Raw genomic sequence first — 15,851 nt, 5'->3', positions numbered from 1 at the left:
GCGGCCGTTGTCCGGGGGTGTCGGGGCGTCACGCGGCCCGGATTCGGGTCGGTGGCGGGCGCGGCATCCGGGGTGCGAAACGTGATATTGTCGGGAAGTTGAGTCCGCGCATACCGCGGCTCGCGCGAGTGGCGGAATAGGTAGACGCGCTGGCTTCAGGTGCCAGTGCCCGCAAGGGCGTGGGGGTTCAAGTCCCCCCTCGCGCACAGCAAGACGAGGGCCCCCGATCCGGGGGCCCTTCGTCGTTCCCGGCCGCGGTTCCCTCCCTCCCGCACCGTGAGACGACAACTGGCGGCCGAGACAACGGTCGTTTCCCACTGTCTCGGCCACCAACTGTCGTCTCAGCGATCGGATGCCGCCGGCGGCGGCGGGCGGCGAGGCGCGGGTCAGACGCCGTCGAGGACGGGGGCGAGGGCGTAGATCAGTTCCTCCACCTCGCGGTCGACGCCGGGGGCGTAGGCGCTGTCGCGGGCGATCTCGGCGAAGCCGTTGCGCTGCAGCACCGCGATGGCGGCGTTGTTGTGGGCCGCCACCCGCGCGAACAGCGGTCGGATCGGTTCGCGCGACACCAAGAGGCGCAGCGCCTCGGTCGCCACTCCCCGACCCCACGCATGGCGGGCGATCCAGAAGCTCACCTCGCGGTCTTCGCCCACCGTGAACGCGGCCGCCGTGCCGGCGAAGCCGCCGTCTTCGGTCACGACGTGAAGGGTGACGTCGTCGGCCGCGCGCTCGCGGGCGATCCAGGTATCGAACGCGGCGCGGTCGTCGGGGTCGTCGGCGGTGAACGCCTCCTTCGCCACGGCATCCCGGTCGCGCATCATCTCGAACACGGCATCCAGGTCGTCATCGTCGAGGGGTCGCAGCTCCACATGTCCCATCCGCACACGCTACTCGCGCCACCTGCGACTCTCATCGGGGGCTCCGCCGACACCGATGCAACATTTTCGTCACCATCAGAAATCGTTGCTGACGCGCGCACGCACTTTGGCTACGGTATGAACCGTCGGGGCGGCCGCTCCGGCATCCTCAGCACGAAGGCAATTCATGGCTACGCAGGGCACCGTCAAGTGGTTCAACTCCGAGAAGGGCTTCGGCTTCATCGCCCCTGACGAGGGCGGCGCAGACGTCTTCGCTCACTACAGCGCCATCCAGGCCGGTGGCTACCGCTCGCTGGAAGAGAACCAGCGCGTCGAGTTCGAGGTCGCTCAGGGCCCCAAGGGCCTGCAGGCGGAGAACATCCGCCCCATCTGAGCGCTCCGGCGTTCGGACGCAGCGACGCGTCCGGGGGACGCCCGGACGCGTGCTGCGTTGAGGCGTGCGGGATCCGCGGCGGATGCCGCGGGCCGCGCTCCGACGGAGCACAGCCCCCTCGGGCGTCAGGGGTGCAGGCGGGCGTAATCCGCGAGGGCGACGGCGTCTTCGGCGTGACGCATCGCGCGCCGCGCGGCATCCAGTGCCTCCACCGGATCCTGGGCCTGACGTGCCGCGGCGAGTTCCCGCTGCGCGGAATCGAGCCGCACCCGGGCGTCGGCCCCGGCGCCCGCTGCGACGCTCTCGGCGCGGGCGACGGCGCCACGCGCCGCGGCGAGCGTGCCCGGCAGTGCCGTGCGCGCCCCGCGCAGGCGCTGCTGCGAGGTGCGCGCGTCGCCGAGGGCGAGATCGAGGCGGGAGCGCACGCGCGCGATATCGCCGACGGTCGTGGTCGGGCGCCGGGCGGCATCCGGCTCGAGCGCGTCGAGCGCCGCGGTGATCGCACGCAGCTCGGTGCCGAGCCGTTCCGCGCTGTCGGCGTCGAGCTCTTCGCCCACCCTCATGGCCTGCGCGAGCGCGGCGCGGGCCGTGGCGAGCTCCTGCGGCACCGCGATCGCGGCATCGGTCACGAGCCGGTGCGCCTCGTCGAGGGCCCGGGCCCCCGACTGCGCCCGCTGCAGCTCGCGCTGTGCGGCGGCGAGTTCGGGCAGGGCGCTGCGGGTGGGGTCGGCGGCGAGAGCGCGCGCCGCGTCGAGGTGCACCTGTGCCTTCGCGAGAGCATCGGATGCCGCATGGGCGGCGCTGCCGGCCTGCCGCCACTCGGTCTCGTCGAATCGGTCGGACAGGTCGGCGACGAGGGCACCGGGATCGCCGATCTCGATGCGGAGCCGTTCGAGGCGGAGGGCTGCGGCATCGACCTGCGCGGCTGCGGAGCTGTGCACGCGCATCCACTCGGCATGCTCGGCGCGCGCACGGGCGATGACGGCCAGCGCCTCTTCGGCGCGGGAGCGGATGCGGGCGCTCACCCGGCGCACCTCGCGGGGCGGCAGAGCGTCGAGGTCGCGGAACGCCTCGAAGGCCTCGTCGCGCACGTGCTGGGCCGTGATGCGGGCCCGCCGCAGCGTCGAGGGCGCGTCACCGTCGTAGAGCGCGCCGGACAGACCGACCTCGAGGTCGAGCTCGGTCACGGCGTCGTCCAGGCGCACGAGGGCTGTGCCGGCGCGCGTGCGGTCGGCCTCGGCGGCGGCGCGCGCGCGCGGCGAGCGGGCGGCGCGGCGCATCGCCCATACGGCGCCGATCGATGCGATCGCCGCCACCCCGAACACGATCACGGCCGGGATCACCCAGGCCAGGACCGCGTCGAGGCCGACGTTCACCCGGTCTCCTCCGATACGAGCAGGAGAGCCCGCAGCTCGTCGACGGTGTCGACGACCGCGGAGGCGCCCTCGGATTCGTGCGGCCAGCTGAAGCCCCAGCGCACGAACACCACCGGGACGTCGTGCACGGCGGCGCCGTCGATGTCGTGGTGGCGGTCGCCGATGAGCACGGGGCGACTGGTGTCGACGCCGGCCGCGTCGAGGCGCCGCAGCGCCTCGCCGATGATGTCGGCCTTCGTCGCGAGGGTGCGCTCGTCGGGCGTGGCGCCGGTGACGGCGGTGAAGGAGGGCGCGAGACCGAAGTGGTCGACGAGCGTGCGCACCTGGACCTCGGGCTTCGAGCTCGCGGTCGCCTGGGGCACACCGGCCGCGGCCAGGTCGGCGATGAGATCCGCGATGCCGGGATAGAGCCGGGCGCCGGTGGTGTAGCCGTCGGCCTTGCCGAGTACGCGGTAGAAGGTGACCGCCTCGGTGGACTGTTCCGGCGTCATGCCGACGTTCGTCTGGAACGACTCGAACATGGGCGGGCCGATCCAGTGCACGAGCTCGGCGTGGGTCGGCGCGGGGTGTCCGAAGTGCTCGAGGGTGACCGCCAGTCGCCGGAGGATGCCCTCGGACGCGTCGACGATCGTGCCATCGACGTCCCACAGCACACAGGAGAAAGGAGATCGCACCGGCATCCCCCCACCCTATTCCGCCCTGCGCCCTCCCGCCCTTCGCCCGCCCCGCCCCGCCCTTGGGCGGTGAGACGACAGTGGGTGGCCGAGACAGTGGGTGACGACCGTTGTCTCGTCCGCCAGATGTCGTCTCAGCGGGAGAGGGGGGCGGCGGCGAGGGGGTGCGTCAGAAGAGGCGGGGGGCGCCGGAGTCGATGCCCTTCATCTCGTCGTAGTCCAGCGTCACGCAGCGGATGCCGCGGTCGGCGGCCAGCACCCGCGCCTGCGGCTTGATCTCCTGCGCGGCGAACACGCCCGTCACCGGTGCGAGGTGCGGGTCGCGGCCCAGCAGCTCGAGGTAGCGGGTGAGCTGCTCGACGCCGTCGATGTCGCCCCGGCGCTTCACCTCGACGGCGATCGTGCCGCCGGCGGGGTCGCGCAGCAGCAGGTCGACCGGCCCGATCGCGGTGGGGAATTCGCGCCGCACGAGGGTCAGTCCGTCGCCGATCACCCCGACCTGCTCGGCCAGCAGCCGCTGCAGATCGGCTTCGACGCCGTCCTTCACCAAGCCGGGATCGACGCCCAGTTCGTGCGACGAGTCGTGCAGCACCTCGTAGATGCGCACGACGAGCGAGTCGCCGGACTTCGCGTGGGTGACGCGCCACTGCTCGACGATCTGCTCCTCGTCCTCACCCGCCTCAGCGGGCGGCTCGACGGTGAGGGTGCACGGCGGGCTCATCCAGTTCAGCGGCTTGTACGAGCCGCCGTCGGAGTGGATGAGCAGGCTCCCGTCGCCCTTGTGGACGAGCAGGCGCGTCGCAGTGGGCAGGTGCGCATTCAAGCGCCCCGCGTAATCGACGGAACAGCGGGCGATGACCAAACGCACCCGTCGAGCCTACCCGTGCTCGACGCGGCGCCCGACGCCCACCGTGGATCCGGCCGTCGGCCGGGCGGCGCCCGAGGCGAGTCCGGATGCCACGACCAGCGCGACGACGATGTAGAGGGTGTTGAGCAGACCGATCTGGTCGCTGATGAAGCCGAGCACCGGCGGGCCGCAGAGGAAGGCGACGTAGCCGATCGTCGCCGCAGCGCTCACGCGGGCCGCGGCCCTGGCAGGGTCGTCGGCGGCCGCCGACATGCCGAGCGGGAAGCCGAGCGACGCGCCCATGCCCCACAGCGCCGCCCCGACGAAGACGAGCGGCAGGGTGGGTGCGAGGATGAACAGCACGATGCCGGCGGTGGCCGTCACCGCGAGCACGCGCAGCGTCGCCACGCGGCCGAAGCGGTCCACGAGCGGGCCGCCCACCACCCGGACGACGGTCATCGCCACCGAGAACACCATGAGGGCGGTCGCCCCGAGGGCGTCGCCGCCGCCGTGGTCCTCGCTCACGCCGAGGGCGAGCCAGTCGTTGGCGCCGCCTTCGGCGAAGGCCATGCCGAGCATGACGACGCCCAGTGCATAGGTGCGCGGCTCGCGCCAGGCCGACAGTGAGGCGGCGAGGCGGGTCCGCCACGCGGGGCGGGGGGCGTCGGCATGCGTCTGCGGGGCGTCGGCCCCGACGTGCACGGGGACGTTCGCGTGCGCGACGAAGGCGACCACGACGATGAGCGCGGTCACGACCGCGGTGTGGGTGAAGACGTTGATCTCAAGGCTCGCGGCGAGGGCGCCGAGGCCCGCGCCGAGCACCGTGCCCACGCTGAAGAACGCGTGGAACAGCGGCAGCAGCGTCTTGGAGGACTGCGTCTCGATCGCGGCGCCCTCGACGTTCATCATGACGTCGACCGAGCCGTTGCCGAAGCCGAAGAGCGCGAGGCCGACCAGCACGACCGCCACCGACGGCGCGAGGTTGGTGCCGATGCCGATGAGGGCGACGCCGGCGGCGAAGACGATCATCGCGCCGAGCATGCCGGTGCGCGTGCCGAAGCGGGCGATGATCACCGACGATGCCGACAGCCCCAGGATCGAGGCGACGCCCATCGCCAGCAGCATCAGACCGATCTGGCTGTTCTCGATGCCGAGGTCGGCTTTGATCGACGGCACGCGCGAGGCCCACGTTGCAATGCTCAAGCCGCTGGCGGCGAAGATCGCGAAGATGGCGGTGCGCCAGCGCACGAACCCACGGCGAGACAGGGCGGTATTCACCGAGTCAGCGTACCGAATCGATTCGACGCCGCCGACCGCGTAGCATCGTGGAGACATGAGCACACGCCGCGCAACGATCGCCGACGTCGCCCGCTCGGCGGGGGTGTCGCCGTCGACCGCGTCGGTGGTGTTCAGCGGCAAGACGCCCGTATCGGATGCCACGCGCCGGCGGGTGATGGATGCCGCCGCCACCCTCGGCTACAGCGGGCCCGATCCGCGTGCCGCCTCGCTCCGACGAGGCCGTTCCGGCATCGTCGGCGTCGTCTTCCAGGGTCCGCTGGGCACCGCGTTCCTCGACCCCGTGATCCGACTGATGATGGACGGCCTCGCCGATGCCGTCGCCCCGATCGACGCTGGTCTGCTGCTGCTGCGCGAAGGCGTCGAGGGGGATTCGCCCGGAGCATCGCTGACCACGGCCCCGATCGACGCCGCCGTGCTGGTGGGCTGCACGCCCGGCATGGCCGATTCGCTCGCGACGCTGCGGGCCCGCGGCATTCCCGTGGTCGTGGTCGAGGGCGATGCCGGCCCCGATGTGCCTCGCGTGATCCTGGACAACCGCGAGGCGCAGCGCTCCCTCGCCAGCCACCTCCGCTCCCTCGGGCACACCGACGTCGCCCTCGTGACACTCCCCACGAGCGGTCAGAGCGACCCGGGGTGGATCGATGAGCGCCGCCGACACGAGATCACGGTCGACGTCACGCGGCACCGCCTCGACGGCGTGCGTGACGTCTACCCCGACGCCCCCGCATATGCGGCGACCGCCAGCTCGATCGATGCGGGGCTCGCGGCCGGGCGCGCGATCCTCGGCGACGCGCAGCAGCGGCCGACGGCGGTGCTCGCGCAGAGCGATCTGCTCGCGGCGGGCGTGCTGCGGGCCGCGGCGGAGTGCGGACTCACGGTGCCCGACGACCTGAGCGTCACCGGCTTCGACGGCATCGACGTCGACGGCCTGGCGCCCTCCCTGCTCACCACGATGGTGCAGCCGGCGACGGAGAAGGGGCGTGCCGCAGGCGAAGCCGTCGTGGCGATGCTGGCCGAACGGGACGCGCCCTCGGTGTGTTTCAGCAGTGTGTTCCGCGAAGGGAATACGACCGCTCCGCCGCTCGGATCCTGACCCCGACGGCGTCGGTCGCACCATCGGGCCGGTAGACTGGATCACGATCCTGCACGCCCGCGCCTCTGGCCGCGACCCCTGAGGAGGCCGCGAATGCTGATGGTGCTCGGCGCGTTCGCAATACTTCCGCTGATGCTGCCGTGGCTCGTCAGCCGCTTCGGCGCGCGGGCGTTCTATGCCGCCGCCGCCCTCCCGATCGTCGCCTTCGCGCACACGCTGACGCTCACGCCGCGCGCGCTGTCGGATGACCCGCCGTTCGAGACGTTCTCGTGGATCCCGGCGCTGGACATCTCGGTGTCGATGCGCATGGACACCCTCGGCTGGGTGATGGCACTCATCGTCACCGCCGTCGGCGCGCTCGTGATGATCTACTGCCGCTGGTACTTCGACGGCAAGCGCGACGGCGTCGGCCAGTTCTGCGCCGTGCTGCTGGCGTTCGCCGGCGCCATGTACGGGTTGGTCCTCACCGACGACATCGTCGTGCTCGTCATGCTGTGGGAAGTCACGAGCGTGCTGTCCTACCTGCTCATCGGCTTCTACCACCGCCGTGGCGCGAGCCGCCGAGCCGCCCTGCAGGCGCTGCTGGTGACCACCCTCGGCGGTTTGATCATGCTGATCGGCGTCGTGCTCATGGTCGTCGACACCGGCACCACGAGCCTCTCCGGCATCCTGGAGCTCGCCCCCACCGGTCCCGTCATCGACGCCGCCCTCGTGCTCATGCTCGTCGGCGCACTCAGCAAGTCGGCGATCTTCCCGTTCCACTTCTGGCTGCCCGGGGCCATGGCGGCGCCGACGCCGGTCAGTGCCTACCTGCACGCCGCGGCCATGGTCAAGGCCGGCATCTATCTCATCGCGCGACTCGCGCCGGTGTTCGCGATCGCCGCCCCGTGGCGGCCGATCGTGGTCGGCCTCGGCATCCTCACGATGCTCATCGGCGGCATCCAGGCGCTGCGCGAATCCGACCTCAAGCGCATCCTGGCCTTCGGCACGGTGAGTCAGCTCGGCATGCTCACCGCCGTGCTCGGCTACGGCACGCGAGACGCCGCGCTGGCGGGGCTGGCGCTGCTGATCAGTCACGCGATGTTCAAGTCGGCCCTGTTCCTGGTGGTCGGCGTCGTCGACCGGCAGCTGTCCACCCGCGACATCGGAGAGCTCTCCGGGGTCGGCAGGCAGGCGCCCGTGCTCGCGGTGTTCTCGACCATCGCCATCGCCTCGATGGTGGGATTCATCCCCACTGTCGGCTTCGTCGCGAAGGAGGCGGCACTCACGGCCTTCCTCGCCGAGGGCGCATCAGGACAGGTGTGGGCGATCGTGGGCCTCATCGGGATCGTCCTGGGTTCCGTGCTGACCGCCGCCTACGGCATCCGCTTCATCTGGGGTGCGTTCTGGACCAAGAAGGATGCCGCGGGCAATGATATGCCGCGGACGGAATGGCCTGATCCGCCCATCGGATTCCTGAGCGCGCCGGTGCTGCTGGCGGGGATGACGGTGGTCGCCGGCGTCGCCGCGCCCCTGCTCGACACGGCGCTCGCGACCTACGCCGACACCGCTGCGGTCGCGAGTCCGGGTGTCGCCGCCCCCGAGTACGCGTACCACCTCGCGCTCTGGCACGGGCTGGAGCCGGCGCTGTTCCTCTCGCTCGGCTCGATCGCCGCCGGTGCGGCGCTGTTCTGGCTCGTGCGTCGCGTCGGGATGCCCCGTCGGGTGCTGCCGTTCACCGCGGCCGAGGTCTACAACACGGTGCTTCGCTCCATCGCCCGCCTCGCGGTGATCACCGTCACCGTCACCCAGCGCGGGTCGCTGCCGGTGTACGTCGGCACGATCTTCGTCGTGCTGGTCGCCGCAGAGGGCACGGTGCTGCTCGCCTCGCCCGAATGGCAGATGAGCCTCGACGCCTGGCAGTCCCCGATCCAGGTGCTCGTGGCTCCCATGATGATCGTCGCCGGCATCGTCGCGGTGCGCGCCCGCAAGCGCTACACCGGTGTGGTGCTGGTCTCGGTGACCGGCTTCGGCATGGTGCTGCTGTTCGCGACGAGCGGTGCGCCCGACCTCGCGCTCACCCAGGTGCTCGTCGAAACGGTGACCCTGGTCGCCTTCGCGCTGGTGCTGCGACGCATCCCGGCACGGCTCGGTGAGCACAACGCCTCGGTGCTGCCGGTCGCCCGGGCGGTGCTGGCCGCCGGCGTCGGTCTCACGATGGCGATGGTCGCCATCGTCGCGACCGGTGCGCGTGTGCACGCCCCCATCTCCGACGCGTTCCCCGAGCTCGCGTACGAGCTCGGTCACGGCAGGAACGTCGTCAACGTCGCGTTGGTGGACCTGCGCGGCTGGGACACCATGGGGGAGCTCTCGGTGCTCATCCTCGCCGCCACGGGAGTGGCATCCCTCGTCTTCGTCACGCATCGCGCCGACATGCTCTCGCGCGCCGTCGCGCCGCTGCCGGTGTCGGCCGCCCGCAATCGGCGCCTGCTGGTGGACACCGCCGACGGGCCCCGGCCGCAGACAGCGGCCAACCGTGGCGCGCCGCGCACGTGGCTGGTCGGTGGACAGCGCGTGCGTCCGGAGAACCGCTCGATCATGCTCGAAGTGATCGTGCGGGTGCTGTTCCACACGATCATGGTCGTCTCGATCTACCTGCTGTTCGCCGGTCACAACCTGCCCGGCGGCGGCTTCGCCGGCGGCCTCGTGGCCGGTATGGGACTGGTCATGCGCTACGTCGCGGGCGGCCGGTACGAGCTGGGCGCCGCGGCGCCCACCGACGCCGGGCGTCTGCTGGGTGTGGGTATGGCGCTCGCGATCGGCTGCGCCGTCGTGCCGCTGTTCTTCGGCGCCCCACCACTGACGAGCACGTTCTGGGAAGCGGAGCTTCCGTTGATCGGACACGTCGAGTTCGTCAGCTCCACGATCTTCGATATCGGGGTCTACCTCGTCGTCATCGGCCTCGTGCTCGACGTGCTGCGCAGCCTCGGCGCCGAAGTCGACCGACAGACGCAGGAATTGCGTGACCGGGGGGTGAGTGCGCCGTGGATGTCTCACTGACCCTCATCGTGATCATGGCGGTGCTGTTCGCCGCCGGTGTCTACGCGATGCTCGAGCGCAGCCTGACCCGCGTGCTCATCGGCTTCCTGCTGCTGGGAAACGCCGCGAACCTCTTCCTGCTGATCGTCATGGGCGAGCCCGGTGCGGCGCCGTTCTTCGGCGGCGAAGGCGGATCCGGGGATGAGCGGGTCAGCGACCCGCTGCCGCAGGCGCTCACCCTGACGGCCATCGTCATCACCTTCGCGGTGTCGGCGTTCCTCCTCGCCCTCATCTACCGCTCGTGGCAGCTCGGCCAGGCCGACACCGTCGAGGACGACGCCGAGGACCGCGCCGTGCGCGAGCGCAGTGCGGTGGACGAGGACTCGATGGACGACGAGGTCACCGACGACGACGAGGAGGCGACGACGGACTTCGTCGGCGTCGAGACCGCACCCATCACGGTGCTCCACGCGAAGGACGTCCCCGGCTTGCGCGACGACGCCCCCACCGACCGGCCCGACGCAGGAGGTGGGCGATGACACTGAACACCCTCGTCCCGCTGCTGGTGACCCTGCCGCTGCTGGGTGCCGCGGTGGCCCTCATCGCCGGCCGTCATCGTCGCACGCAGGTGGTCGTCTCGATCATCACCCTGACCCTCGTCTGCATCATCGCTGCGGTGCTGCTGGTGGCGGTGGACTCCTCCGATGTGCCGTTCGCGGTGTCGGTGGGTGGGTGGCCGATCCCGTTCGGCATCGTGCTCTACGTCGACCGGCTCGCCGCGCTGCTGGTGGTCGTGTCCAGCATCGTGCTGCTGGCGGTGCTGCTGTTCTCGGTCGGCCAGGGCGCCGCCGACGGCGACGACGAGACGCCGGTGTCGATCTTCCACCCGTCGTATCTGATCCTCGCGGCGGGCATCTTCAACGCCTTCATCGCGGGCGACCTGTTCAACCTCTACGTCGGTTTCGAGATCCTGCTGGTCGCCTCGTACGTGCTCATCACCCTGGGTGGCACCGAGTCGCGCATCCGCACCGGTGTCGTCTACATCGTGGTCTCGCTCGTGTCGTCGATTCTGTTCCTCTCGGCCATCGCCGCCATCTACGGGGCGCTGGGCACGGTGAACATGGCGCAGCTGTCGCAGCGGATGAGCGAACTGCCGCAGCAGACGCAACTCGTGCTGCACATCCTGCTGCTGCTGGCGTTCAGCATCAAAGCCGCCGTCTTCCCGTTGTCGTTCTGGCTGCCGGACTCCTACCCGACCGCGCCCGCGCCGGTCACGGCGGTGTTCGCGGGCCTGCTGACCAAGGTCGGCGTCTACGCGATGATCCGCACCGAGACGCAGATCTTCCGCGACAACGACGTCAACACCCTGCTGCTCATCGTGGCGCTGGCGACCATGATCGTGGGGGTGCTCGGCGCCGTCGCGCAGGCCGAGCTCAAACGCATCCTGTCGTTCACCCTCGTCAGTCACATCGGCTACATGGTGTTCGGGCTCGCGATCGCCACCCCCGCCGCCATCGGCGCGACCATCTACTACACGGTGCACCACATCGTGGTGCAGACGACGCTGTTCCTCGCTGTCGGGCTCGTGGAGCGCCGGGCGGGATCCACGTCGATCCTCAAGGTGCGCGGCCTCATGCGCGCAGCTCCGCTGCTCGCCGTGCTGTACTTCATCCCCGCGATCAACCTCGGCGGCCTGCCGCCCTTCTCGGGGTTCATCGGCAAGTTCGCGCTGTTCGACGCCGCGGCATCCGTGGGCACCCCGCTCATGATGGTGCTGATCGTCGCCGGCATCATCACGAGCCTGCTCACGCTGTACTCGCTCATGCGGGCCTGGAACCTGTCGTTCTGGCGCGAGGACGAGGACGACCACAGCGAGTCCGAGACCGAGGCGCGCATCTCGTACCTCGGCGGGGCGCCCGCCGCGGCCATCGAAACGCGTCGCCGGGTGATCCCGCGCATCATGACCGCCGCGACCGCCGGCATGGTCGCCGTGACGATCGCGCTCACCGTCTTCGCCGGTCCGCTCTACGACGTGTGCGCGCGCGTCGGTGCATCGCTCATGGACCCGGTGACCCTCGTGCAGCTGGAAGAGGGGACGCAGCTGTGAGCCCCGAACGGCAGTCCGTGCTGGCGCAGGCGTGGCGGCAGATGCCGTTCATGGTGTGGCTGGTCGCCCTGTGGATGCTGCTGTGGGGCCAGTTCACGGTGCTGGCGTTCGTCACCGGACTGGTCGTCGCCCTCTTCGTCACGCGCGTGTTCCGGCTGCCGCCGGTGGAGCTGTCGGGGCGGGTGAACCTCTGGTACGGATTCGTGTTCGTCGTGACCTTCTTCGGCGCCGTCGTGCGCGGGTCGCTGCTGGTCGCGTGGCAGGTGCTCAATCCCCGTCGCTATCCCGGCACGGCGATCATCGCGGTGCCGCTGGTGACCGACGACGACCTCATCATGACTCACGTGGGCGTGACCGCTTCGCTCATCCCCGGGTCGCTCGTCGTCGAGACCGATCGTGACCGGCGCATCCTGTATCTGCACGTGATCGGCGTCGACAGTGATGACGACGTGCGCATGCAGCGCCGAGCCATCCAGGGGTGGGAGGCGCGCATCGTGCGCGCCGTCGGCTCGCGCGCCCAGGTGGAGAAGATCCGCGCGACGGCGGTCGATTCCCCGCGCGAAGGGGGGACCCCGGTATGAGTGCGCTGCTGATCGTCATCTACGTCGTCTTCGCCGTGTCGGGTGTACTCACGGTGTGGCGCATCATCAAGGGCCCGTCGATCCTCGACCGCGCCGTGGCATCCGATGTGCTGATGACGCTCGTGATGTGCCTGCTCGGCGCCGACATGGCCATCAACCATCACACCCGTACGCTGCCGGTGCTGCTGATCATCGCCGCGGTGGGCGTGTTCGGATCGATCTCCATCGCGCGCTTCGTCGCGAGAAGGGACAACAGCGAACGATGAACGCCGTGCTGGACATCATCTCCGTCGTGCTGATCCTCCTCGGGGCGGCGCTGTGCCTGACCGCCGCGATCGGCCTGCTGCGCTTCCACGACGTGCCCACCCGGCTGCACGCGGCGACCAAGCCCCAGGTGCTGGGTCTCATCGTCATCTGCCTCGCAGTGGCGCTGTCGGCGCGCTCGTGGCCGGTGGTCGCGTTCCTCGTCGCCATCGTGCTCGTGCAACTGGCGACGGCGCCGCTGTCGGCGCACATGGTCGGGCGTGCCGCCCACCGCAACGGGACGATCGAGGCGAGCTCGCTGTACGTGGACGAGCTGACCGAGTCGCGCGAGACCCCACCCGCCGCCGGCGGCTGAGCCCTCCCGCGTCGCGTCAGTCCTCGTGCAGCCGCGCGAGGGCGGAGACCACGTCGCGGTGCCACCGCCGCGCCGCCGGCAGCGCGCCCGTGAACATCGGGATGTCGTGGGTGACCCCGAGGTACTGCACCGCGCTGGCTGCGACGCCGTCGGCCCGCAGCCGCGCAGCGTACGCGGCCCCGTCGCGCCGCAGCGGATCGTACTGCGCGGTGAGGATCACCGCCTCGGGGAGGCCCGCGTGCGAGGCCGCGCGCAGCGGTGAGGCGAGCGGGTCGCGTGCGTCGGAGCGATGCCGCAGATACGTGCGCGCCACCGACCGCAGCTCCCGCAGCGCGATGATCGTCGGGATGCCGAGAGCCCAGGTGACCCGCAGGTCGATGTGGCCGCCGGTGAGGTCGGTGACGGGCACCTCGAGCACCTGCAGCCGGATCGGCAGGTTGCCGCGATCGCGGTTGGCCAGCGCCAACGAGGCCGCGATCGCGCCGCCTGCCGAGGTGCCGATGACCCCGAGCCGGTGGGGGTCGATCCCCAGCTCGGCGGCGTTGTCGTGCACCCACACGAGAGCGGCGTGGGCCTGCTCGACCTGCGTCGGGAAGCGGTGCTCGGGGGCGAGGGCGTAGTCGACGGCCACGATGGCGACACCGGCTTCCACCGCGCGGCGGCGGTTGGCGGCATCGGTGGTCGGATAGTCGATGCCGCCGATGCGGAACGCGCCGCCGAAGAAGCTCAGCCACCCCGGCACCGGCGGGGCGTCTGCCGCGTGCGGGTGGTAGATGCGCACCCGCACCGTCGGGTAGCCGGGCACCGCGACCTGGTGCTCGGTCGTGCGCACCGGCGGTCCCGGCGTGCCGATCGCATCGAGCTCCTTGCGATCCCAGGCGAGGGCGGCTCGCCGATGCCGGGCGCGCGCGGCGTCGCCGCTCGAGCGACCCGCACCCGCGTGATCCGCACCGGCGTGATCCGCACCCGCGTGACCCGCCGCCGTCCCGGACGCAGAGGCGCCGGCATCCCCTCGCGCGCGCCCCGCGGCCTTGCCCCACACCAGTGCCCGCCAGCTCGCGACGCGGCCGCGCAATGCCCTCAGTCCCTGCCCGATGAGATAGCGGCGGTGCACCCGCAGCCGCTCCGCGAAGAACGGGTCCAAGGGCATGGTGATCTCCTCGCCGGTCGGGGTTCGAGTCTAGTGAGCGCGGGCATCCGCCTCACGGCGAAGCGGCAGCGCAGCACGTCCGTCGGGCGAACGCAACCCCGTGAAATCCCGCCCCTGTCGCGGTTCGCTGGAACGATGACGTCGACGCGACACGATCTGAGTGAGCCGAGGCCGGTGCGGGTGAGTGTGATCGTGCCGGTGTTCAACCCCGGGGCGGGCTTCGACGACCTCGTCGGTTCCCTCGACCGGCAGACGCTGCCGCAGGACGAGTTCGAGGTGGTGCTGTGTGACGACGGCTCCGACGAAGAGACGCGGCGGCGCCTGGCGCATGCCGCGGCCGCGCGCCCGAACGTGCACGTGCTGACCCTCGAGCACACCGGGTGGCCGGGTACCCCGCGCAATCGCGGCATCGACGCGGCGCGGGGCGAGTACGTCTACTTCGTCGACCAGGACGATTGGCTGTTCGAGGGGGCTCTGGAGCGCCTCTGCGACTACGCCGATCAGCATGCGTCCGACGTCGTCGTCGGAAAGGAGGTGGGCATCGGCCGCGCGCTGCCGGCACGCATCTTCCAGCGCGACATCCCGCGCGCGGTGCTCGGAAAGGACCCGCTGCTGGAGGTGCTCACCCCGCACAAGATGTTCCGGCTGTCGTTCCTGCGCAGCCACGGCATCCGCTTCCCCGATGGCAAGGTGCGGCTTGAGGATCACCTGTTCGTCATGCAGGCGTACTTCGCGGCGCAGACGGTGTCGATCCTCGCGAGCGAGCCCTGCTACGCGTGGGTGAAGAGCGAGGGCAGTGCGAGCTCTCCGCGCATCGATCCCGAAACCTACTTCCCGCACCTCGAGACCGTGCTCGATCTCGTCGAGGCGAACACGACGCCCGGACGCACGCGCGACACGTTGCTGCGCCATTGGTATCGCGGCAAGATCCTGAACCGGCTGGCTCCGCGGCGCATGGTGCGCTATCCCGACGAGTACCGTGAGCGCTTCCTCGACGTCGTCATCCCGATCGTGCAGCGCCGGTTCGGGCCGGGGGTCGAGTCGGGGCTGCCGTTCCCCCTGCGGGTGCGCTCGGCGCTGCTGCGGTCGGGGCGACGCGACGAATTGGTCCGACTGGCCGAGTTCGAACAGGGCATCGAATGCCGCGCCGACCTCACCACCGCGCAGTGGACGCGTGGGGGCAGGCTCAAGCTCGGCATGCGCATCCGATTCGTCCATGACGGTCAGGACGCGTTCGTGTTCGAGACGCGGCAGGAGAGGGTCGATGCCGCGGGCGTGGCGGAATCGGACGTTGCGGAGCCTGCCCGTCCCGTGATCTGGTGGCCACCGGCATCCCTCGATCTCGGTGCTCTGCCGGTCGACGCGCGTGACGCGGGGCGGGAACTGCGCCGCGACCGGGTGGATCTGCTGGTGCGCGACCGCCGGGACGGCCGCGTGCGGACTCTGCCGGGACGGGCGCAGCGCGACGTCTCACGAGCGACCGTGGTCGTGGACCCGCTGCATGGGGCGGGCTCGGGTGCAGGCGGGGCGGAGGGGGAGATCCTGGTGCGGGTGCGTCACGCCGGCTGGACCTTCGACACCCCGCTGCGCGCGGAGCCGGCGGCCCTCGAGACGCTGACGCGCTCGCCGCTGCTCGCCGGGCGCCGGTGCGAGCTGGTCGTCACCGATGACGGCACCGTCGAACTGCGACGCGAGGGTGCGGGCGGCGCGCTCAGAGACACGGTGGCCCGGGCCGCGCGGCGCCCGATCGCGCTCGCGCGTCGCATCGTGCCGCCGCGCGTCTGGCGGGTCCTCTCCCGTGCACGCGGGCGGTGAGGGCTCACTCGGCGTGACGAG

15 protein-coding genes and 1 tRNA gene are annotated in these 15,851 nt (G+C 71.1%); 10 read left to right on the top strand and 6 right to left on the bottom strand.

Annotation, left to right across the window (positions count from 1 at the left end; genetic code table 11):
* Window positions 1-122 precede the first annotated feature (122 nt).
* Window positions 123-206, top strand: a tRNA-Leu gene (locus tag H9651_RS12425).
* A gap of 180 nt (window positions 207-386) precedes the next feature.
* Here the strand turns inward: H9651_RS12425 and H9651_RS12420 are convergent.
* Window positions 387-878 carry a GNAT family N-acetyltransferase gene (locus H9651_RS12420; protein ID WP_191719646.1) on the bottom strand — a complete coding sequence of 164 codons (492 nt, stop codon included), beginning with the start codon at window positions 876-878 and terminating at the stop codon, window positions 387-389.
* A 166-nt stretch (window positions 879-1,044) separates the two neighbouring features.
* Here H9651_RS12420 and H9651_RS12415 point away from each other — a divergent pair, with 166 nt between their 5' ends.
* On the top strand, window positions 1,045-1,251 hold the full coding sequence (locus H9651_RS12415) for a cold-shock protein (RefSeq protein WP_191719645.1): 207 nt from the start codon (window positions 1,045-1,047) through the stop codon (window positions 1,249-1,251).
* 125 nt (window positions 1,252-1,376) lie between these two features.
* Here H9651_RS12415 and H9651_RS12410 read toward each other — a convergent pair whose 3' ends face one another.
* From H9651_RS12410 to H9651_RS12395, 4 genes are all read right to left on the bottom strand, one after another.
* Window positions 1,377-2,627 (bottom strand): hypothetical protein, encoded by a 1,251-nt coding sequence (locus tag H9651_RS12410; RefSeq protein WP_191719644.1) that lies wholly within the window; start codon window positions 2,625-2,627, stop codon window positions 1,377-1,379.
* Complete coding sequence (locus H9651_RS12405; RefSeq protein ID WP_191719643.1) at window positions 2,624-3,307, bottom strand: HAD hydrolase-like protein; 684 nt, start codon at window positions 3,305-3,307, stop codon at window positions 2,624-2,626. Before H9651_RS12405 ends, H9651_RS12410 begins: the two co-directional genes overlap by 4 nt.
* 163 nt (window positions 3,308-3,470) lie before the next feature.
* Window positions 3,471-4,169, bottom strand: coding sequence for an endonuclease NucS (nucS, locus tag H9651_RS12400; protein ID WP_191719642.1), 699 nt, complete (start codon window positions 4,167-4,169; stop codon window positions 3,471-3,473).
* A gap of 9 nt (window positions 4,170-4,178) precedes the next feature.
* Window positions 4,179-5,426, bottom strand: a complete 1,248-nt coding sequence (locus tag H9651_RS12395; RefSeq protein ID WP_318244868.1) for an MFS transporter — start codon at window positions 5,424-5,426, stop codon at window positions 4,179-4,181.
* Window positions 5,427-5,481: 55 nt separating this feature from the next.
* Between H9651_RS12395 and H9651_RS12390 the strand changes: the two genes are divergently transcribed.
* From H9651_RS12390 to mnhG, 7 genes are all read left to right on the top strand, one after another.
* Complete coding sequence (locus H9651_RS12390) at window positions 5,482-6,540, top strand: LacI family DNA-binding transcriptional regulator (protein WP_191719640.1); 1,059 nt, start codon at window positions 5,482-5,484, stop codon at window positions 6,538-6,540.
* A 93-nt stretch (window positions 6,541-6,633) separates the two neighbouring features.
* A complete protein-coding gene (locus H9651_RS12385; RefSeq protein ID WP_191719639.1) occupies window positions 6,634-9,579 on the top strand; it encodes a Na+/H+ antiporter subunit A in 2,946 nt (981 codons plus the stop codon).
* On the top strand, window positions 9,564-10,097 hold the full coding sequence (locus H9651_RS12380) for a Na(+)/H(+) antiporter subunit C (RefSeq protein ID WP_191719638.1): 534 nt from the start codon (window positions 9,564-9,566) through the stop codon (window positions 10,095-10,097). Before H9651_RS12385 ends, H9651_RS12380 begins: the two co-directional genes overlap by 16 nt.
* A 2-nt stretch (window positions 10,098-10,099) precedes the next feature.
* Window positions 10,100-11,665, top strand: a complete 1,566-nt coding sequence (locus H9651_RS12375) for a Na+/H+ antiporter subunit D (RefSeq protein ID WP_191719697.1) — start codon at window positions 10,100-10,102, stop codon at window positions 11,663-11,665.
* Entirely contained in the window at window positions 11,662-12,246 is a 585-nt protein-coding gene (locus tag H9651_RS12370; protein ID WP_191719637.1) for a Na+/H+ antiporter subunit E, read from the top strand. Before H9651_RS12375 ends, H9651_RS12370 begins: the two co-directional genes overlap by 4 nt.
* Window positions 12,243-12,512, top strand: coding sequence for a monovalent cation/H+ antiporter complex subunit F (locus tag H9651_RS12365; RefSeq protein ID WP_191719636.1), 270 nt, complete (start codon window positions 12,243-12,245; stop codon window positions 12,510-12,512). Before H9651_RS12370 ends, H9651_RS12365 begins: the two co-directional genes overlap by 4 nt.
* Window positions 12,509-12,865: a monovalent cation/H(+) antiporter subunit G gene (mnhG, locus tag H9651_RS12360; protein WP_191719635.1), complete on the top strand. Its 357-nt coding sequence runs from the start codon at window positions 12,509-12,511 to the stop codon at window positions 12,863-12,865. The genes H9651_RS12365 and mnhG overlap by 4 nt, the downstream gene beginning before the upstream one ends.
* Window positions 12,866-12,881: 16 nt before the next feature.
* Here the strand turns inward: mnhG and H9651_RS12355 are convergent, their stop codons facing one another.
* Window positions 12,882-14,015, bottom strand: a complete 1,134-nt coding sequence (locus H9651_RS12355) for an alpha/beta hydrolase (protein ID WP_191719634.1) — start codon at window positions 14,013-14,015, stop codon at window positions 12,882-12,884.
* Between the two features lie 135 nt (window positions 14,016-14,150).
* Between H9651_RS12355 and H9651_RS12350 the strand changes: the two genes are divergently transcribed.
* Window positions 14,151-15,830 (top strand): glycosyltransferase family 2 protein, encoded by a 1,680-nt coding sequence (locus H9651_RS12350; protein WP_191719633.1) that lies wholly within the window; start codon window positions 14,151-14,153, stop codon window positions 15,828-15,830.
* The last annotated feature ends 21 nt before the right edge of the window (window positions 15,831-15,851 follow it).

The sequence above is a fragment of the Microbacterium pullorum genome, assembly GCF_014836535.1.
Taxonomy (GTDB): domain Bacteria; phylum Actinomycetota; class Actinomycetes; order Actinomycetales; family Microbacteriaceae; genus Microbacterium; species Microbacterium pullorum.
This window is presented reverse-complemented; position numbering and strand designations above follow the sequence as displayed.